Annotated in this window: 13 protein-coding genes and 2 pseudogenes; 6 read left to right on the plus strand and 9 right to left on the minus strand. The window is 67.4% G+C overall.

The window, feature by feature from the left end:
• Positions 1 to 78: 78 nt before the first annotated feature.
• A pseudogene (locus tag ABB28_RS18465) lies at positions 79 to 216 on the plus strand (autotransporter outer membrane beta-barrel domain-containing protein); the annotation flags it as partial.
• A 276-nt stretch (positions 217 to 492) separates the two neighbouring features.
• Here the strand turns inward: ABB28_RS18465 and ABB28_RS18495 are convergent.
• From ABB28_RS18495 to ABB28_RS14540, 6 genes and pseudogenes are all read right to left on the minus strand, one after another.
• Positions 493 to 3,267: pseudogene (locus ABB28_RS18495) on the minus strand (beta strand repeat-containing protein); the annotation flags it as partial.
• A gap of 76 nt (positions 3,268 to 3,343) precedes the next feature.
• The gene (locus ABB28_RS14520) at positions 3,344 to 4,411 is read right to left on the minus strand and encodes an acyltransferase family protein (RefSeq protein WP_057509306.1); all 1,068 of its coding nucleotides are present in this window, start codon (positions 4,409 to 4,411) and stop codon (positions 3,344 to 3,346) included.
• Positions 4,408 to 5,556 carry an N-acetylglucosamine-6-phosphate deacetylase gene (nagA, locus tag ABB28_RS14525; protein ID WP_057509307.1) on the minus strand — a complete coding sequence of 383 codons (1,149 nt, stop codon included), beginning with the start codon at positions 5,554 to 5,556 and terminating at the stop codon, positions 4,408 to 4,410. Before nagA ends, ABB28_RS14520 begins: the two co-directional genes overlap by 4 nt.
• The gene (locus tag ABB28_RS14530; protein ID WP_057509308.1) at positions 5,556 to 6,584 is read right to left on the minus strand and encodes an SIS domain-containing protein; all 1,029 of its coding nucleotides are present in this window, start codon (positions 6,582 to 6,584) and stop codon (positions 5,556 to 5,558) included. Before ABB28_RS14530 ends, nagA begins: the two co-directional genes overlap by 1 nt.
• An 8-nt stretch (positions 6,585 to 6,592) precedes the next feature.
• Positions 6,593 to 7,660 (minus strand): LacI family DNA-binding transcriptional regulator, encoded by a 1,068-nt coding sequence (locus ABB28_RS14535; protein WP_042614153.1) that lies wholly within the window; start codon positions 7,658 to 7,660, stop codon positions 6,593 to 6,595.
• A gap of 42 nt (positions 7,661 to 7,702) precedes the next feature.
• On the minus strand, positions 7,703 to 8,992 hold the full coding sequence (locus ABB28_RS14540; protein ID WP_057509309.1) for a sugar MFS transporter: 1,290 nt from the start codon (positions 8,990 to 8,992) through the stop codon (positions 7,703 to 7,705).
• A 363-nt stretch (positions 8,993 to 9,355) separates the two neighbouring features.
• On the opposite strand from ABB28_RS14540, the gene ABB28_RS14545 reads away from it, so the two are divergent.
• The 3 genes from ABB28_RS14545 to ABB28_RS14555 all read left to right on the plus strand — a co-directional run bounded on the left by ABB28_RS14545 (position 9,356) and on the right by ABB28_RS14555 (position 15,695).
• Entirely contained in the window at positions 9,356 to 10,375 is a 1,020-nt protein-coding gene (locus ABB28_RS14545) for a glucokinase family protein (RefSeq protein ID WP_057509310.1), read from the plus strand.
• 166 nt (positions 10,376 to 10,541) lie between these two features.
• A complete protein-coding gene (locus tag ABB28_RS14550) occupies positions 10,542 to 13,172 on the plus strand; it encodes a TonB-dependent receptor (RefSeq protein WP_057509311.1) in 2,631 nt (876 codons plus the stop codon).
• Between the two features lie 120 nt (positions 13,173 to 13,292).
• A complete protein-coding gene (locus ABB28_RS14555; RefSeq protein ID WP_057509312.1) occupies positions 13,293 to 15,695 on the plus strand; it encodes a family 20 glycosylhydrolase in 2,403 nt (800 codons plus the stop codon).
• Positions 15,696 to 15,729: 34 nt separating this feature from the next.
• Here ABB28_RS14555 and ABB28_RS14560 read toward each other — a convergent pair whose 3' ends face one another.
• Positions 15,730 to 16,116, minus strand: coding sequence for a VanZ family protein (locus ABB28_RS14560; RefSeq protein WP_057509313.1), 387 nt, complete (start codon positions 16,114 to 16,116; stop codon positions 15,730 to 15,732).
• Positions 16,113 to 17,297, minus strand: a complete 1,185-nt coding sequence (locus tag ABB28_RS14565; RefSeq protein WP_057509314.1) for a class I SAM-dependent methyltransferase — start codon at positions 17,295 to 17,297, stop codon at positions 16,113 to 16,115. Before ABB28_RS14565 ends, ABB28_RS14560 begins: the two co-directional genes overlap by 4 nt.
• 57 nt (positions 17,298 to 17,354) lie before the next feature.
• On the opposite strand from ABB28_RS14565, the gene ABB28_RS14570 reads away from it, so the two are divergent.
• Positions 17,355 to 18,092 (plus strand): pteridine reductase, encoded by a 738-nt coding sequence (locus ABB28_RS14570; RefSeq protein WP_057509340.1) that lies wholly within the window; start codon positions 17,355 to 17,357, stop codon positions 18,090 to 18,092.
• Positions 18,093 to 18,205: 113 nt separating this feature from the next.
• Here the strand turns inward: ABB28_RS14570 and folK are convergent, their stop codons facing one another.
• Positions 18,206 to 18,703, minus strand: coding sequence for a 2-amino-4-hydroxy-6-hydroxymethyldihydropteridine diphosphokinase (folK, locus tag ABB28_RS14575; RefSeq protein WP_057509341.1), 498 nt, complete (start codon positions 18,701 to 18,703; stop codon positions 18,206 to 18,208).
• A gap of 86 nt (positions 18,704 to 18,789) precedes the next feature.
• Between folK and ABB28_RS14580 the strand changes: the two genes are divergently transcribed.
• The gene (locus ABB28_RS14580; RefSeq protein WP_057509315.1) at positions 18,790 to 19,530 is read left to right on the plus strand and encodes a proteasome-type protease; all 741 of its coding nucleotides are present in this window, start codon (positions 18,790 to 18,792) and stop codon (positions 19,528 to 19,530) included.
• Positions 19,531 to 19,585: the final 55 nt, after the last annotated feature.

Here is a 19,585-nt window from a genome sequence, read left to right on the forward strand (position 1 = left end):
TTTGCCAGTGGGGCCACCGGGGTGTCCGCCTTCACTGCCGGCTCGTTGGCAAGCGTGCTCAATGCCGGGCGCATCGACATGAGCAGCAACGATGCGGCCGGTGATGTGTTCACCATCAACGGCAACTACACCGGCAACGGCGGTGGCCTTTACCTCAACACCGTGCTGGGTGACGACCGTTCGGCCAGTGACCGCCTGGTGATCTCCGGTGGCGCCGGCACCGGCACCACCGGCATCGGGGTGATCAACGCCGGCGGCGGCGGCGGGGCCGGCGGCAGACACCGGGGGCGGCGTGCCAAGGTCTTCCGGCGGGGCCGGCTCGGGCAACGGTGGGGTGGTCGGCGGCGGTGCCGGCGCGGGGTCCACGCTGGCCACGATGGTCGAACGCAGGTACCAGTTTTCGGCGGTGCCGCCGCTGACCCCACCCTTGAACAGGAAGTACTCGTAGGCACCGGCAGCCACCGGCGAGAACAGCGCGAACGCATCCGCGCTGGTGGTGGCACCGTTGCCTGCCTGCACCAGCAGGATGCCATCGGCGATCGTCGCGCCACCGCCGCCGCCGGCGTTGATCACCCCGATGCCGGTGGTGCCGGTGCCGGCGCCACCGGAGATCACCAGGCGGTCACTGGCCGAACGGTCGTCACCCAGCACGGTGTTGAGGTAAAGGCCACCGCCGTTGCCGGTGTAGTTGCCGTTGATGGTGAACACATCACCGGCCGCATCGTTGCTGCTCATGTCGATGCGCCCGGCATTGAGCACGCTTGCCAACGAGCCGGCAGTGAAGGCGGACACCCCGGTGGCCCCACTGGCAAACAAGGCACTGGTGGCATCGATATCCAGCGTCCCGGTGGCGGTGCCCGCATCACCCAGCACCAGCGTGCCATCGAAGGTCATCTGGCTGTCGTTGGCCAGCGCGATGCGTTCCCAGCCGGTGTAGCGCGCAACCGCAGTGGTCTTGACGTTGTCCATCGCCAGCGCATCGGTGCCGCTTCCTCCATCCAGCCGCGGCACCGCGCCCAGGTGCGATTCGTTGAGGTCGGACAGCCGCGCGATGTCGTCGCCCTCGCCCATGTCGATGAGGTCGTGGACCACCCCGCCGCCGCTCCAGTCCAGCGTGTCATTGCCCACGCTCATGCGGATTTCGCCGCGCACCGTGCCGCCGGTGAGGGTCACGCTGTCATCGCCGCCACTGACACTGATGTTGCCGCCGATGTAGCCATCGGACAGGATGATCGTGTCGCGGCCGAAGCCGGTGACCAGGTTGCCATCGATGGTGCCGCCGGACATGTCGAACACGTTGTTGTCCAGCTTCATGTTGACCCGGCCGATGCGGCCGCCGGTCATCTCGGCGTAGTCGCCATCTTCGAACGCACCGACGATACGGCCGCCGGTCATGCGGAAGGAATCGTAGTTGTCACCCTGCAGCAGCGCCCCGATGCTGCCGTCGGTCATCAGGAAGCTGTCGATGCCGTTGCCCTGCTGCACGGTGCCGGTGATGCTGCCACCGCTGACCTGCAGGCTGTCGGCACCGTCGCCCTGGTCCAGCGAGGCCAGGCTGCCTGCACTGAGCACCGCCACATCGTCGCCGCTGCCCTGCGTGGCCACGCCCGCCACGCTGCCGCCCTGCACCTCCAGCCGGTCGTTGCCCGCGCCCTGCGCCAGCGCCCCGCCGATGCGGCCGCCGCTGCGCAGGATGGCGGTGTCATTGCCGCCGCCCTGGTCGACAGCGCCGGCGATGCTGCCGGACAGATCGAGCAGATCGTCACCGTCGCCGAGCGCCATGGCGCCGCTCAGCGTGCCGCCTGCGTCGATGAAGACCTGCTGCGCGCCCGCATCACCGCTGACGTTGGCGGCGCCGCCGGCCTGGGTCTGCAGCACGTTCTGCAGCCGCAGCGTAGTGCCGCCGGCCATCGACACGCCTGCGGTCTGCAGTGCGCTGGCCGCGACCAGCGTGCCGCCCAGCAGCGATGTCGCCCCGCCTGCGTTCGTCGTGCCGGCCAGGGTCAGCACGCCCGCGCCGGTTTTTTCCAGCGCGCCGGTTCCGTTGATGGCGCCCACGTAGGTGCCGTCGTCGGCCTGTGCGAAGCGCACCAGCCCGTTGTTGGTGACCGTCGGTGGCAGGCTCTGCGCGCGTGCTTCCAGCGTGCCCGCCGGCTCCACCACCACCTGCCCGGTGTACTGCGCGTTGTTGCCGGTCAAGGCCAGCGTGCCCGCCTGCACGGTTGCCAGGGTGACCCCGGTGATGGTGCCGGACAGCGTCCAGCGGCCGCTGTCATTCTTGGTCAGCGCTTCGAAGCCGACGAAGTTGCCGGGCAGCGTGGAATCGCCGGTGCCGCTGAGGAAGATCGCATCGGTACCGGCGCCGCCGCTGAAGTTGCCGGTGATCACCGAGCCGGTGAACAGGCGCAGGATGTCATCGCCGCCGGCCAGCGACACGTTGCCGATCACCTGCCCGCGATTGGTGAAATCCAGCGCGCCGTTGCCGGACCCGCCGATCACCGTGCCGGGGGCCTGGATGATGCCGGTCTCGGTATTGATGACGGTGTTGAGGCCACTGGTGTTCTGCGACCAGATGGCGACCGAGTTGCTCGCGCGGATCGTGCCACTGTTGGTGACCACGTTGCCCGCGCCCTGGAAGTTGATCGCCTCGGCGCTGCCCTGTGTGCCCTGCGCGAGGATCTGCCCGCCAGCTGCCACGTTGATGATGCCGTTGCTGCGCACCTCCACGGTGTTGCCACCGGTGTTGAACAACCCCGCGACGCTGGTTGCGGTGGCGCTGACGGTGCTGCCGGCGCCGATCGAAACGGTCGCGTTGTCGCGCAGCGATATCGCGTTGGCGTTACCCACGGCAACCGTGGCACCGGGCTGCAGTTGCACCGAACGGTTGTCTTCGGCTGCGTTGTTGCCGGTGCCCAGCGTGCTGGTCCATGGCGTGGGCGGGGTGGCGTCGCAGACCGTGCTGGTGCCGGTGGTGATGCAGTCGGCACTGACGTTCAGGGTGGCCAGCAGCAGCGCGGTGCCTGCCATGGTCCGCGAGTGGAGAAGCGTTGAGATGCTGAATGCAAGCCGGGAAGGAACGGGACGGTGCATGGGACGTTCTCCAACATGGTGATCGGAAGAAGCGAAATGCGACTGAACGTGCCGGCATCGACGCCCACCCCGTGCCCCGCCCGCCTGCTGCGGTTGTCCCCGGACTGTCCCCTGCGCCAGTAACCGTGAGGGTCCTGCGGCCGCAGTCTGACACTGCGGCCTAGGTACTTTCCACATTTTAAATGTGATGCATTTCACGTATTAAGCGTGAATACGCGCGCCTCTCACCGCTCTGCAACATCACTGAACGGGTTCAGATCTTCAGGTAGATACGGCGGGTGTCCAGCCACCAGGCCACCGCCCACCATGCAGCGACGAAGGCCACGGCGATCAGCATCGAGGCCGTTGCCAGCTGCGTCGGCAGTGCGCCGGCGGCCATGTTCCAGGCTGCCTGCCAGAGGCCGCTGGCGCCGAGCAGCACCGACATCACCGATGCGCCGAGGTACACGGTGATGGCATTGACGCCGAAGCGGCGCCCCAGCGCCGGCCAGCCGTGCTGGTCGACCAGCCAGTGCGCGGCGAGCAGGGCGATGATCGCCAGCCCCCCCGTCCAGAGCACATACGGGGGCGTCCACAGATGCTTGTTGAGTGGCAGCCACGCCGCTGCCACCAGGCCGATCGCCAGCAACAGCGCGCCGCCGAAGGCCAGCCGCAGCGTCTGCCCGGCGCGCAGCATCTGCCCCGCCAGCAGCCCGAGCAGCGTGCTGGCCAGCGCACCCAGCGTACTGGCCAGCCCTTCCGGATCATGGCCCAGCCCGGTCGCCGGGTCGTACTGGTAGATCCACGGGGCGAACAGCGCCGTGTCCAGCCGACTGACCGGATTGTGCAGCGGCGCCAGCGTATCTGCGGCCAGCAGCAGGCCCGCGTAGCCGGCCAGCAGCACCACCAGCGCCGTCCATTGCAGCCGCGCACGCGCGTGCACCGCCAGCAGGCCGACCAGCGCCGAACACACCGCGATGCGTTGCAGTACGCCCCACAAACGGTAGTGCGGCAGCGCCAGCAGCCACCACGCCAGCGCGTGCAGCAGCAGGCCGGCAACCAGTATCCGCAGCGCGCGGGTGAGTACGCCGCGCGTCAACGCAGGCCGCGCCACCGCGTCCGCGGCGCGTGGCACCACGCTGAACGCCATCGACACGCCGACCAGGAACAGGAAGAACGGAAACACCAGGTCGGTGGGCGTGCAGCCGTGCCACGCCGCATGCAGCAGCGGCGCATGCACGTGGCCCCAGTCACCCGGGTTGTTGACCAGCAACATCGCCGCCACGGTGATCCCGCGCAGTGCATCGATCGATGCCAGGCGCGCGCCGGCGGCCATGCTCATGCTGCTTCGTACTGCCCGGCGATCCAGGTACCGCGCACCTGCAGGGCATCGTCCAGCAGCACCAGGTCGGCCTGGAAGCCCTCGGCGATATGACCCAGGCGATCATCGACGTTGAGGAAGCGCGCGGGATAGGTCGAGGCCATGCGTGCTGCTTCGGCAAGCGGCTGGCCGAGCAGCTGCACGGTGTTGCGTACTGCCGTGGCCATGTCCAGCGCCGAACCGGCCAGCGAACCGGCCGCGTTGCGCACCACGCCGTCCACGGCGGTGATGATCTCACCGTAGAGTTCGTAGCTGGGGTCATCCGCACCGACCGGCGGCATCGCATCGGTCACCAGCAGCAGTCGGCCGCGCGGCTTGGCGGCAAGCGCCACGCGCAGGCTGCCCGGATGCACGTGCACGCCATCGACGATGATGCCGACCCAGCTGTCGCGGTCTTCCAGCGCGGCCCCCACCGCACCCGGCTCGCGGCCCTGCAGCGGTGACATCGCGTTGTACAGGTGGGTGAAGCCACGGATACCGGCATCCAGCCCGGCACGCACTTCTTCATAGCTGGCTGCGGTATGCCCGGCCGCCACGATCACCCCACGCTCCACCAGCGCGCGGATGGTCTCCAGCGGCACCCGCTCCGGCGCCAGCGTCAGCAGGGTCACGCCATTGTCCAGCGATGCCGCCAACGCGATTTCATCGGCGTCCGGCACGCGGAACTTGCTGACGTCGTGCGTGCCTTTGCGCGCCGGCGCGATATACGGACCTTCCAGGTGGATGCCGATCACCCCGGGCACCTGCTGCGCGATGGCATCGTGGGTAGCGGCGATCGCCGCGCGCATCACCTGCAGGTCATCGCTGATCAGCGTCGGCAGCAGCGCGGTGGTGCCGAAGCGGCGATGCGCCGCGGCGATCGTGCGCAGGGTCGCCACGTCCGGGGTGTTGTTGAACAGCGCACCGCCGCCGCCATTGACCTGCACGTCGATGAAGCCAGGCAGCAGCCACCCACCGCCCAGGTCCACCTGCTCGTCGGCCTGCCCCAGCTGCGGCGCCGCGTCGGGCAGCACCGCAAGGATGCGACCGTCTTCGATCACCAGCGCGAGGTCATCGCGGAATTCGTCGCCCACCAGCATGCGGGCATTGCGCAGCACCTGCTTCATCAGACGGTCTCCGTGACCTTGTTCAGATGCGGCGGCAGGTCGGGGTTGTGCCCGCGACGCAGCGCCAGCGCGTTGATCGCGCGGTAGAAGCTCTGCACCGTCAGCAACGGCGCGCAAAGCGGATGCGGCGCCGCTGCCACCGGCAGGTCACCGCCAGCGCCTGCCAACCACACCTGCGCACCGCGGGCGGCGAACTCGTCGGCCACCGCGCGCGTACCGGCACCGGTTTCGTCGGGCTGGGCGAAGGCCAGCACCGGGAAGCCCGGCCCGACCAGCGCCATCGGCCCGTGCTTGACCTCCGCCGAGCTGTACGCTTCGGCATGCAGGCCACAGGTTTCCTTGAACTTCAGCGCCGCTTCCTGCGCCGCGCCCAGGCCCAGGCCACGCCCCAGCACGAACAGATTGGACGCCTCGACCAGGCCCTCGGTGACCGTGCTCCAGTCCGCCTGCCAGGCCTGGCGCAATGCCGCCGGCAGCGCGTCCAGTGCCGCACGCAGCGCGCTGTCCTGCTTCCAGTACGCGGCCAGCTGCAGCACAGCGGCCAGCGAAGCGAGATAACTCTTGGTCGCCGCTACGCTGCGCTCGGCACCGGCGTGCAGCGGAAGCACCGTATCGGCCAGCTGCGCCAACGGCGAATCTTCCACGTTGACCAGCGCCACCACGCGCGCGCCCGCGGCCTTGGCCGCTTCGGCATTGCGCAGCAGGTCCGGGCTCTTGCCGGACTGGGAGATCACGATGAACAATGCACCGCGCAGGTGCAACGCCGCGGCATACACCGAACCCACCGATGGCGAAGCGGACGCCACCACCAGCCCGAGCTGGGTTTCCAGCAGGTACTTGGCATAGGTGGCGGCATGGTCGGAGCTGCCGCGCGCGCAGGTCACCACGAACGGCGGCGGCGCAGCGCGCAGGCTGGCAGCCAGCGTCTCCATCACGCCATGGTTGCGCGCGAACTGGGCTGCGATGACATCGGCCGCCTCGGCGGCTTCGCGGAACATCAACGTGTCGGCAGGGGCTGGCAGGGTCATGGCGGTACTCAAGGGGGATCGGAAGGAAGGGCGCGCGCGGCGGCCGGACGCATCGGCGCGGTCGAACCGCGCACCACCAGCTGCGGCACGAAGCCCTGGTTGTGCAGCGGCGACGGCGCATCGTCATACGCATCGCTGCGCAGCTGTGCGATCAGCAGGCGCGCGGCATGCCGGGCGATGTCTTCGGTGGCCTGCTTGGCGGTGGTCAGCGGTGGCCAGGACTGGCGCGAGAACGGGCTGTCCTCGAAGCCGGCGATGGACAGGTCATAGGGCACGTTCATGCCGGCCGACTTCGCTGCCGCCAGCACGCCGGCGGCGATTTCGTCGTTGGAGCCGAAAATGGCGGTCGGCGGTTCGCGCAGCGCCAGCAGGCGCCGTGCACCGCGGAAGCCGTCGTCGAAGGTGTAGTCGCCCTGCACCACCAGGTGCTTGTCCACGGTCATGCCGTAGTCCTTCAACGCGGCTTCGTAACCGGCGTGGCGCTCCACCGAAGATCGGTGCGAACTGCCGCCCCACAGGAAGCCGATGCGCTGGTGGCCGAGCTGGATCAGGTGCTCGGTGACCTCGTAGGCGGCCTCGCGGTCGTCCACGAACACGCACGCCCCATCGGCCGGGTCTTCGGTGGCCGCGATGATGCGCACCAGCTTGATGCCGCGCGCGGTCAATGCCTGCACCAGGTCGCGGCGCTCGGACATCGGTGCGGTCAGCACCAGCCCGGCCAGCCGCGAGCGCTGCACCCAGTCGGCCAGCTCCTCGGCCAGCAGCGGCGAACTGGAATCGCAGGGGTGGATCTGCAGCCCGAAGCCGGTTTCGCGGCAGGCCGCCAGCACGCCGTTCTGCACGCCGATGATGTGGTACGGGTTGGGGTTGTCATACACCAGACCCACCACGAAGGTGGTGCCGCTGCGCAGGTTGCGCGCCGAAGGATCCGGCTCGTAATCCAGTTCCGCCACCGCTCGCAGCACCCGCGCGCGGGTGGCCTGCATCACCGACGGCTCGTTGTTGATGACGCGCGACACGGTCTTCAGCGAGACCTTGGCCTTTTCGGCGACATCCTTGATGGTGGCTCTGCGCATTGCCGTTCCCTGCGATTGATCCGTGGCGCCCATGATCGCCGATCAGGCAGCGTCGCGTGGCAGGCCCGCGCGGTGCCCGATGGTCGAATAGAACAGGATGTACAGGTAGCAGGGGACCATCAGCAGCAGGAACACCAGCTGGAAGTCGACATGCTGCTTGAGCACGGCAAAGGCCTGCGGAATGATCGCACCGCCGGCGATGCCCATCACCAACAGGGCCGAACCGGTCTCGGTGAAGCGGCCCAGGCCGCGGATCGCCAGCGGGAAGATCGCTGGCCACATCATCGCGTTGGCGAATCCCAGCAGTGCCACGAAGGCGACCGACACATACCCATGGGTGAAGTAGGCGCCCACGCAGAACAACACGCCGAGCGAGGCGGAAATGCTCAGGTAGCGCGACTGGGAAACAAAACGGGGGATCAGCAGCAGGCCCACCACGTAGCCCACCAGCATCGCCCCCAAGGTAAGCGAGGTGAACATCTTGGTCTGGTCCAGCGGCAGGTCGAATCCGTGGCCGTAGGTGCCGATGGCATCACCGGCCATCACTTCCACGCCCACATAGACGAACAGGCACAGTACGCCCAGCCACAGGTGCGGGAACTGGAAGATGCTGCTGCGCTCGATCCCGCCCTTGCCCGCCGGTGCGGCGTTGGCCTCGGAGGATTTCAGTTCGGGCAGCGGCGAGAACAGGACCGCCACCGACAGCACCACCAGCAGCGCCGCCATGCCCAGGTAAGGCGCATGGATCTTGGCGGCGAAGTCGTTGAGCAGTGCCGCGCGCGTTGCAACGTCCGCCTGCTCCACCGCGGTGGAAAGGTCGCCCACGCCATGCAGCACCAGGGTGCCGATCAGCACCGGCGCGAGCATGCCGGCGACCTTGTTGCAGATACCCATCAGCGCGATGCGCCGTGCCGCGGTTTCAATCGGCCCCAGGATGCTGATGTACGGATTGATCGCGGTCTGCAGCAGGGCAAGGCCGCTGCCGATGATGAAAAGACCGCCCAGCGCGCCCGGGTACCAACGTTGGGTGGCGAACTCACCAAACGTCGCTGCACCGGCGGCCATCACCAGCAGGCTCAGGCTCAGCCCTTTCTTCATGCCGGTACGGCGCAGTATCCATGAGGACGGCAGCGCCAGGAAGAAGTAGGACAGGTAGAACACCATCAGCACCAGGAACGCGCCGACTTCGTCGAGCTCGAAAGCCAGCTTGACGAAGGTGATCAGCGGTCCGTTGAGCCAGGTGAAGAAACCGATCAGGAAGAACAGCACGCCGACGATGGCGATGGACGTGGTGACGCTGGTACGCGCACCTGCAGCGTGGACGGCGGACATCGGCAAGGCTCCTGCTGCGACGTCGCACGGGGCGTCGTCGACGAGTGGCTGGGAACAACGTTGTCACATTCTTTCGACGGCCAAGGGGACTTTGTCAACTCACAAAATCCGCAGCGCTCTGTTTGCTGCATTGCCGCATGTGTTCGGATGCGGGAGGCGCTGAATGCGCGCGACTGCTGGAGCGCCTGCGCGGCGGGGCTTTACCCGCCCGCCGGAGAGCCGACATGTAATCGTTTTCTGCGGAAACCATCCCTTGCAATGCAGCAACGAAAAATTCACCAGGTCGTTGACATCGTTGTCAACACAGCTTCATATTCCGCTCACCGGCGGGTCAATCATGGCCCGCACTCCGCAGGAGCCCGCGTGACCGCTGCCAGCCATCCCGCACCTACCCACGCCCTCTCCACTGCAGCGCCGGGCTTCCTGGCCGCAGACGTGGGTGGAACCCATGTCCGGGTGGCCCGCGTCGAGGCCAGCGGCGATGCAGCGCATCCGGTGCGCGTGCTGGACTACCGCAAGTACCGCAATGCGGACCACCCTGGCCTGGGCGCGATTCTTTCCGACTTCCTCGGCGACGGCATGCGGCCGGCGCATTGCGTGGTGGCCACCGCCGGCTACGCCCGTGAAGACGGCACGGTGATCACCGCGAACGTTCCATGGCCGCTGTCCGCTCGTCAGCTGGAAACCGAGGTCGGCGTGCAGCACGTGCACATCGTCAATGATTTCGAAGCCGTGGCCCACGCGGCGGCCCAGGTCGATGCAAGCGGCGTGCTGCAATTGTGCGGGCCCCACAGCGCGCCCATCGGCCCCACCCTGGTGGTGGGCCCTGGCACCGGCCTGGGAGCGGCATTGTGGATTCCGACCGCGCACGGTCCCGTGGTGCTTGCGACCGAAGCCGGCCAGGCCAGTCTCGCCGCCAGCGACGCGCTGGAAATGGCGATCCTGCGCCACATGTTGCGCGGCCGTTCCCATGTGTCGGTAGAGCATGCGCTGTCGGGTCCCGGCCTGATCAACCTGTACACCGCGCTGTGCGCACTGGAAGACCGGCCCGCGCTGCTGGGCAGCCCCGATGCGGTGACCGCTGCGGCCATCGCGGGCACCGATGCGCTGGCGCGCAGGGCGCTGGACGTGTTCTGCGGCCTGCTCGGCAGCACCGTTGGTGACATGGCCCTGATGTACGGCGCCCATGGCGGGGTCTACCTGGCCGGCGGCATCCTGCCGAAGATCCGCGACTACCTGCGCGACAGCACCTTCGTCGCGCGCTATCTCAACAAGGGCCCGATGAGCGAAGCGCTGCAGCGGATCCCGGTGAAGGTGGTCGAGCACGGCCAGCTGGGCGTCATCGGCGCCGCCAGCTGGTACCTCGGCCAGCAGCCCCGCTGAGGCTGCAGCGCGCTGCAGCGCGCGGCGGTCTGGACGAACGACGCGGTACCCGGAACACGCGGCACGCTGTACCCGGAACACCCGACCCGCCGGCCGCGGCGAGGTCGTACGACAGCAACAACCACGCGCCGACGCGGCGAAACTTCGTGTGATGAGGAGAGACATCATGAACACCCGCAAGTCCGTACTTTCGGCCGCCATCGTCGGCTGCCTGGCCTTCAGTGCCCACGCCCAGCAGACCCAGACCCCGCAGGACCTGGACACGATCACCGTGGTCGGCATCCGCGCCAGCCTGGAAAAATCCCTGGACACCAAGCGCAACAACGTCGGTGTGTCCGAAGCGATCACCGCCGAGGACATCGGCAAGTTCCCCAGCACCAATGTGGCTGAAGCACTGTCGCAGATTCCCGGCGTCACCCTTGACCGTCGCTTCGGCCAGGGCGAGCGGGTCAGCATCGACGGCACCGACCCCAGCCTCAACCTGTCCTTCCTGGATGGCCACCCGGTCGCCCAGGCGATCTGGCTGTATGGCGAACAGCCCAACCGTGGCTTCGACTACACCCTGCTGTCGCCGCAGATCCTCGGACGCGCGGAGATCATCAAGTCCTCCGAAGCCCGCCTGACCGAAGGCAGCCTCGGCGGCACCGTGCTGATGCACACCCGCCAGCCGCTGGACCTGAAGAAGAACGAAGTGGCTGCCTCGGTGGGCTACAGCTACAGCCAGCAGGCCAGCGAAGGCAAGCCGAACGCATCGGCGCTGTACAGCTGGAAGAACGACGATGAGACGTTCGGCATCGCGGTGTCCGCGCAGCATTACGAGGAAGCGATCGACCGCCAGGGCATCGAGGTCTTCGGCTACGCCAAGGCCAGCAGCTTCACCAACGCACCGGGGGTGGCGGGCGATGTCGACGTGCCCAACTCGATCAACGCCGCCTGGTTCCAGCAGGAGCGCAAGCGCGACAGCGCCGTGGTCAACCTGCAGTTCAAGCCGACCGAGGAACTGGAGTTCAACCTCAGCGGCCTGTACATCAAGGAAAACTTCGACAACTACAACCAGTCGATGTATTCCTTCCTGACCTGGAACGACGGCACGCGCAACGCCATCGACCAGCTCGGCGACGTGCGCAACGGCGTGGCCACCAGCGGCCATTCCACTGCCAACGCAGATGCCACCAGCGGCACGGTCATCTATGACAACAACGTGCGCGAATCCGAAGTCACCACCAAGGGCCTGGACCTGCGTGGCGCCTGGAAGGGCGAAGGCTGGGGCGTCAACGGCCAGGTCGGCCAGAGCAAGTCGGAAAACAAGAACCTGGCACAGTACTTCATCGAGCCGGTGTACAACGGGGGCTACAGCTGGAATGTCGATGATGGCCTGACCTTCGATGATCCGGCAGGCGCGCGTGACCCGGCCAACTGGGGCGCTCCCGGTGGCTGGCTCGGCAACAACGGCATCTTCGCCACCGAGAGCAAGGACACCTACGCGCAGCTGGACTTCAACGTGCAGTTCGACAGCGTGTTCAACCAGCTGCAGTTCGGCGTGCGCCACGGCAAGCACGAAGAAAACTTCGAGCTCAACGTGTACGGCGGCGTGCGCACCGGCACCCTGGCCGACGTCGGCACCATCGGCCTGACCGACGGTATCCAGGGCTTCGGTGACGACCAGTCGCGCCACATCCAGGTCGGCCGTGACAACGTGCTGGCCTGGGTCAAAGGCAGCCCGCTGGACTTCGCCAATCCGGATCCGTCCAGCTACCTCAACAACAGCTGGGCGCTGGAGCAGACCAACAACGCGGCCTATGCGCAGTTGAACTTCTCCAACGGCCCGCTGCGCGGCAACGTGGGCGTGCGCTACGTCGATTCCAAGACCGACGGCAGCGGCTTCGTCTACGGCGGCACGCCGACCCTGACCGACCTGGACAGCAAGTGGCAGACCCAGTCCAAGAAGGAAGACTTCGTGCTGCCGTCGGTGAGCCTGGCCTGGGATACCGACAGCGACTGGGTGTTCCGTTTCTCCGGCGCGAAGGTAATCGCCTGGGCACCGTACAACCAGATGGTCAACAACACCTTCCTCAACGATACCCAGCTGACCGGTTCGGGCGGCAACGCCAACCTGTCGCCGTATGAGTCGTGGAACTTCAACGCTTCGGCCGAGTACTACTTCGCGCCGCAGGCCGTCGTGGCGTGGTCGATCTTCTACAAGAAGATCGAGAACTACATCGACACCTCGGCCACCATCGAGCGCCAGTACAACTCGATCCGCGATACCTCGCCGCTGACCTGGGACAGCATCGTCGGCACCAACGGCTGCACCGCCGATGGTTACTGCGACTACAGCATCCAGCGTCCGCGCAACGCCGGCAGCGGCCACGTCAAGGGCTTCAACCTGAGCTTCCAGCAGCCCTTCGGCGAAAGCGGCTTCGGCCTGACCGGCAACTACACCTACGCCAACGGCGAGAACAACACCGGTGATCCGCTGCCCTACCAGTCGCGCAACGCCGTGGCCTTCAGCCCCTACTACGAGAAGGGCCCGCTGAATGCCCGCCTGACCTACAACTGGCGTGACAGCTACCTGGCCGGCGGCTACGTGGCCGGCGCCGCACCGGCCAGCGTGGACGACTACGCCGAACTGGGTGCGAGCATCGGCTACACCTTCAACGAGAACTGGTCGCTCAACATCGACGCTCAGAACCTGCTGGACGAGACCTACTTCCAGTACCTGGGCGACAAGGAGCACTTGGCCGGCAAGTACAAGAGTGGCCGCCGCTACATGGCCACGGTGCACTTCAAGTTCTAAGCTGCAGCTGGCAATGTCCCATCGCAACGGGCCCGGTCATCCGGGCCCGTTGCATGATGGGGACGGTAAACGGATGGTGCCGGCCGATGGTCGGCGCCCCTCCACCACAGGAGTCACCTGATGCGCTTCACCTCCCTGGCCCCGCTGCTGCTGTGCCTGGCCATTGCGCCGCTGGCACGCGCCGCCGATGCACCGGCCATCGACAACGCCCCCGGCCCGTTGCTGCGCGACGGCAGCCTGCCGCTCATTCCCGCCCCGGCCCACGTGCAGCGCACGCAGGGCGCAGGCTTCACGCTTACCGCATCGACGCCGCTGTCCGCCCAGGGCGACGCCGCCCGGCGCGTGGCCGCCCAGTTTTCCGCGCTGCTGGCGCGTAGTGGCGGTCCGACACTGGTACCGTCTGTAGGCAAGGCGGCCGGTGGGGTCCGCTTCGTGCTGGAGAGCGTGACGACCAACGGTCGTCACCCACCAGGCACAGGTCGTCACCCATCAGGCACAGGTCGTCAGCCACCGGATGCACCGGCCGCGGCCACGGCAACGGAGGGCTACACGCTGGAGGTGGGACCCTCCGGCATCAGCGTGCGCGCTGCCACCGAGGCCGGCCTGTTCTATGGCGCCGCCACGCTGGCCCAGCTGGCTACCGGCGGCAGCGATGGACACATCCCGGCGGTGCGCATCGAAGACGCCCCGCGTTTCAGCTGGCGCGGCCTGATGCTCGATTCGGCGCGGCATTTCCAGAGCCTGGACGAGATCAAGCAGGTGCTCGATGCAATGGCCGCGCACAAGCTCAACACGTTCCACTGGCATCTCACCGATGACCAGGGCTGGCGCATGGAGATCAAGCGCTACCCGAAACTGACCGAGGTCGGCAGCTGCCGCATCCCGGCCGGTGACGGTGGCCGTGACCCGGCCACCGGCGCACCCCGTCCGTACTGTGGCTTCTACACCCAGCAGCAGATCCGCGACGTCATCGCCTATGCCGCCGCGCTGCATATCCAGGTCATCCCGGAAATCGACGTACCCGGCCACGCCACGGCCGCCATTGCCGCCTACCCGGAGCTGGGCGTCCTGGATACGCCGCTGCAACCGCTGAGCGAATGGGGCGTGTTCCCCAACCTGTTCAACACCGAGGAAAGCACGTTCACCTTCCTGGAAAACGTGCTGGAAGAAGTCATCGCGCTGTTCCCGTCGACCTACGTGCATGTGGGCGGCGATGAAGCGGTGAAGGACCAGTGGATCGCCTCGGCACGTGTGCAGCAGCGCATGCGCGAACTGGGTGCCAGTGATGAGATGCAGATGCAGAGCCATCTCATCAAGCGTCTGGAAACCTTCCTGGAACAGCACGACCGGCGCCTGATCGGTTGGGATGAAATCCTCGAAGGCGGCCTGCCGCCGCAGGCCACGGTGATGTCCTGGCGCGGGACCGAAGGTGGCCTGAAGGCTGCCAGCGAAGGCCACGACGTGGTGATGTCGCCGGTCACCGACATGTACATGGACTATCTGCAGACGTCATCGCCGAACGAACCGCCGGGCCGTCCGTTGCTCACCACGCTGGCACGTACCTACGCTTTCGAGCCGGTGCCGGCCACGCTGGCAGCGGACAAGCAGCACCACATCCTCGGCCTGCAGGCCAACATGTTCACCGAACACACGCGCAGCTACGCCCGGCTGCAGCACAACCTGTTCCCGCGCCTGGCCGCGGTTGCAGAAACCGGCTGGAGCCCGGTGCAGCAGCGCGATTTCCGCGACTTCCTGGCCCGCCTGCCGGCACAGCTGCAGCGCTACCGCGCGTGGGGCCTGGCCTATGCACAGACGCCGTTCGAGGTGGCAGTCGCGCATCAGGACGACCGGCGCGCCGGCAGCGTGCAGGTCAGCCTGGCCAATCCGCTGGGCTACGAAGTGCGCTATCGCACCGATGGCCAGCCGGTCACTGCGGCTTCGCCGTTGTACCAGGCACCGCTGCAGGCCCGCGTGCCGGTGACCGTGCACGCTGCCGCGTTCTTCAACGGCCAGCCGCTGGCTGCTGCGCCCAGCGTGGCCGCGTTCACCGCACAGTCGCTGCTGACCCGCCGCGATGACGAACTGCTGACCTGCCCCGGCCCGGGACAGTTGTTGCTGCGACTGGAAGACGATGGCCCGGCCGACGGCCCCCGTGCGGTGTTCAACGTCAACATCTTCAACCCGTGCTGGCGCTGGACCGATGCCGATCTCACCGGCATCGGCACGCTGAAGGTCCGTGCGGGGCGTATTCCGTACTACTTCCAGCTGGCCCACGACGAACCGCAGCGCAGGTTCGAAGCGGCCACGCGGGCACACGGTGAAATGAAGATCCGCCGCGGCGACTGCAGCGGCCCGGCAATGGCCGAAGTGGCGTTGCCCGCCAGCGTCGGTGCCGATGGATTCGTCACCCTGGAAGCCACCTTGCCCAAGCAGACGACCGGCAAGGGCGATCTGTGCATCAGCTTCACCGGTGACACCCGGCCGGCGATGTGGGTGCTGGACGAAGTCACCCTGGCGCGGTAACGAGCGCAGCAGACCCGGTAGCCCGTGTCAGCCCTCAGCCGCGCAGGCGCAGCAACAGGTCCCGCCACGGCGTCAGTGCCGTGGCGAGGCCAACCACCACCCCGACGGTATTGGCCAGCGCGTCGGCGGGGTCGGCCATCCGGGTTTCGGTCAGCGCCCCCTGGGCGAACTCGATGCCAACACCCATCAGTACCAGCCCCACCGCTATCCACAGCAGCGCGCGGCCGCGCTGGAACAGCTGCACCGCACTCCCCCCCAGCAGGAAATACGCCAGGAAGTGCTCCACCTTGTCACTGCCCTGGGGCAGCGCCAGCGGCGGCGGCGGGATCAGGCAGACCACGATCACCGTCAGCACTGCGGCCAGCCACACACCCAGCCACAACCGCGGATGGCGCAGTGGCTTGAGCCACCCGCCGCTCACAGCCGCCAGCTCAGGTCACCCAGTTCAAAGGATGGTTCGAAATCCACGTCGCGCTGCAGGCCGATCACCTGGAAGCGCTCGCCCATGCCGCTGGGCAGGGTGAGCTTCTTGACCTCCTCGCGCAGCTGCACCCGGCCCACGTCGTCGGTGCGCTCATCAGCCAGCGCCAGCACCTGGTCCAGCCCGTTGCCGAGCAGGAAACTGGCCTGGCTGCAGTAACCGGCCAGGTCGAACCCCGCGTGCATGCCGGCTTCGGCCATGGCGGTAAAGTCCACCGAAGCGGTGATGTCCTGCAGGCCCGGCCACAGATGGACGTCGTTGTGTACGTGGTGGCGGTAGAACGCACGCACGGTGCCGTCATCGCGCTCGGGCAGGTAGTACTCACCGCGGTTGTAGCCGTAATCCACGAACAGCATCGCGCCGCGCTTCAGTCCGCCGGCCACCGCCTGCAGCCAGTACGGCAGCTGCGGCAGCAGCTCGGAGCGGTAGCCATCGGCGAACGGCGTGTCCAGGTAACGCTCCAGATGCCGTACCGCGCCGTTGAGCAGCATGTCCGCCGGTGCCGTGGCGCGCACGAACTGGCCATCGGCATCCAGCGCCACGGTCTCTTCGTACACCTCACCGGCCTGGATCACGAAGCGCGGGGTGGGCAGCGCATCGATCACTTCGTTGGCGAACACCACGCCTTCCCAGTCGTCATCGAACGGCCGGTCCAGCCATTCCACGCGCCCGCCGATCTCTGCCGGGAGGTTCTGCTGCAGGCGTTCGCGCTGCCGCTGGCGCAGGTCGGCGCTGGGCTCCAGGATCGCATAGCGCGCCGGCAGTGCCTGCAGCTCCGCCAGCCGCAGCAGCAGCGCTTCGGCGAAGGCACCGGTCCCCCCGCCGAGTTCGAGCAGGCGGGCCTGCGGCCCCAGCTGGCCGAACACCGGCGCCAGTGCATTGGCCACGGTGGCGGCGAACAATCCGCCCATTTCCGGCGCGGTGGTGAAATCACCACCGGCACCGAATTTGCTGGCGCCGGCACTGTAGTAACCCCATCCCGGGGTGTACAGGCACAGTTCCATGAAGCGCGAGAACGGGATCGCGCCGCCCTGCGCGCGGATTTCATCGCGCAATGCGGCCGCCAGCTGTTCGCTGTGGGCCAGGGCGTCGGTATCGGGCAGGGGAAGGGTGGACTGCATGGCGTCTTCAAATGCGGTGACAATGGTGCACAGGATAGCCGAGCCATGGAGTACCCGATGACCCCCACCGCCCCCGTGGCCCTGATCACCGGCAGCGCGCGCCGCATCGGTGCAGCCATCGCCGGTCATCTGCACCAGGCCGGGTACAACATCGTGCTGCATGCCAATCGCTCCAGCGACGAGCTGCAGCAGGCAGCCTTCGCCTTCGAACTGGCGCGGCCAGGCAGTGTGCTGGCGCTGCAGGCCGACCTGCGCGACAGCGACGCCCTGGCCGACCTCGTCGAGCAGGCGGTGGCCCATTTCGGCCGGCTGGATGCGCTGGTCAACAATGCCTCCAACTTCTTCGCCACCCCGCTCGGGCAGATCACCGCCGAAGCGGTCGATGACCTGTACGCGGTGAATGCGCGCGCGCCGCTGCTCCTGGCCCAGGCCGCTGCACCCCACCTGCGTCGCAGCCACGGCAGCATCATCAACCTCACCGACCTGCACGGCAGCCAGCCCATGCGCGACCATCCGGCCTACTGCATGGCCAAGGCCGCGCTGGAAATGGTGACCCGCTCACTGGCGCTGGAACTGGCGCCCAAGGTGCGGGTGAACGCGGTGGCGCCCGGGGCCATCCTGTGGCCGGAAACCGGCAAGGATGATTTCGCGCGCGAGGCGCTGCTGGCGCGCACTCCGCTGGCGCGCATCGGCACGGTGGAGGAAATCGCCGAAGCGGTGCGCTGGCTGATCGCCGATGCCGGCTTCGTCACCGGCCATACGCTGCGGCTGGATGGCGGGCGCACGCTGTCCTGAGTCACCGGCTTCGGTAGTGACGACCGCTGGTCGTCAACGTCTGCTCGGTAGTGACGATCGCTGGTCGTCAGCTCCTGCCGCTGCGCTCGCCGAGCATGGAGCCGCGCTGCCCTTCAATCGGCACCGGGCCCCAGTTCCACCACCTCGAAGGCATCGCCCACCTGGCGGTGGGCCCGCCACAGCGCATCCAGGGTCAGTCCACTGACCGGATCGACAAAGTCCGGCGCGATATCCGCCAGCGGTTTGATCACGAAGGCGTGCTTCAGTTCAGGGCGGGGAATCCGCAGATGTCCCGGCCCCTCCACGATCAGGTCACCGTAGAACACCACGTCGATGTCCAGGGTCCGGTCGGAAAAGCGCGGACCACTGCGATCGCGCCCGTGCCGGTCTTCCAGCGCATGGGCCCAGGCATCAAGGGCCTCCAGCGGCATGTCGGTTTCAATGGCCACCGCATTGTTGAGGAACGCCGGGCCGTCAAAGCCCACTGCCGCCGTGCGATAGGCCGGAGAGACGGTGATGCTGCCGAAACGTTCGGCCAGGGCGGCCACGGCGGCATGCAGGTGGCGGCGGGGCTGGACATTGCTGCCCAGGCTGAGGAGCACGGTGGTCATGCGGGTCATCGGGTGGCAGGGGGGAGGTAATGGCTTCATCACGGCATCACCCGTACCATTGGACCGCACTTGATGGGACGATGCCAATGACTTATTGCGTCGGAATCGAGGTGGACGAGGGGCTGGTCTTTGCCGCCGACACCCGCACCAACGCGTCGGTGGACGATGTACGCGTCCACCGCAAGCTGCATGCCTTCGAATACCCTGGCGAGGCCGTGTTCGTGCTGATGGCCAGCGGCAACCTGGCGACCACCCAACTGCTGGTCTCACGCCTGCAGCGCGACGTGGAAGAGCAGCGCACGCCCAACCTGCGCAGCCTGCGCCACCTGTTCGAGGTCGCCGAGTATGTCGGCGCGCTGCTGGTGGACAGCCAGGTCAAATGCCGCGATGTGGAACATGGTCACGACGGGGTGAACACCCAGGCGACGTTGATCCTCGGCGGACAGATCGCCGGCGAACGGCCCGGCCTCTACATGATCTATCCGCTTGGCAACGCCATCTCCGCCTCGCCCGAAACGCCGTACCTGCAGATCGGTGAATCCAAGTACGGCAAGCCGATCCTGGACCGCATCATCCGCCCGCGCACGCGGTTGGACGATGCCGCCCGCACCGCGGTGGTGTCGCTGGATTCCACCATCCGCTCGAACCTGTCGGTGGGCCTGCCGCTGGACCTTGCGCTGGTGCGCCGCGATGAGCTGCGGATCGGCGGACAGCTGCGCCTGAGTGGCGATTCGCCCTTGTATGCGGACATCCACCGCAACTGGGCGCACCGGCTGGAACAGGCAGTCGCCGCGCTGCCCCGCTTCCCGTGGGAGCAGCAGGCGTAGCCCGGTCCGGTGGCGCCTGGTCATGCCCGCCGCGGCAGCGGCTTGACGGCCAGCG

Origin of the sequence: Stenotrophomonas chelatiphaga (assembly GCF_001431535.1) — a bacterium.
Classification (GTDB): Bacteria; Pseudomonadota; Gammaproteobacteria; order Xanthomonadales; family Xanthomonadaceae; genus Stenotrophomonas; species Stenotrophomonas chelatiphaga.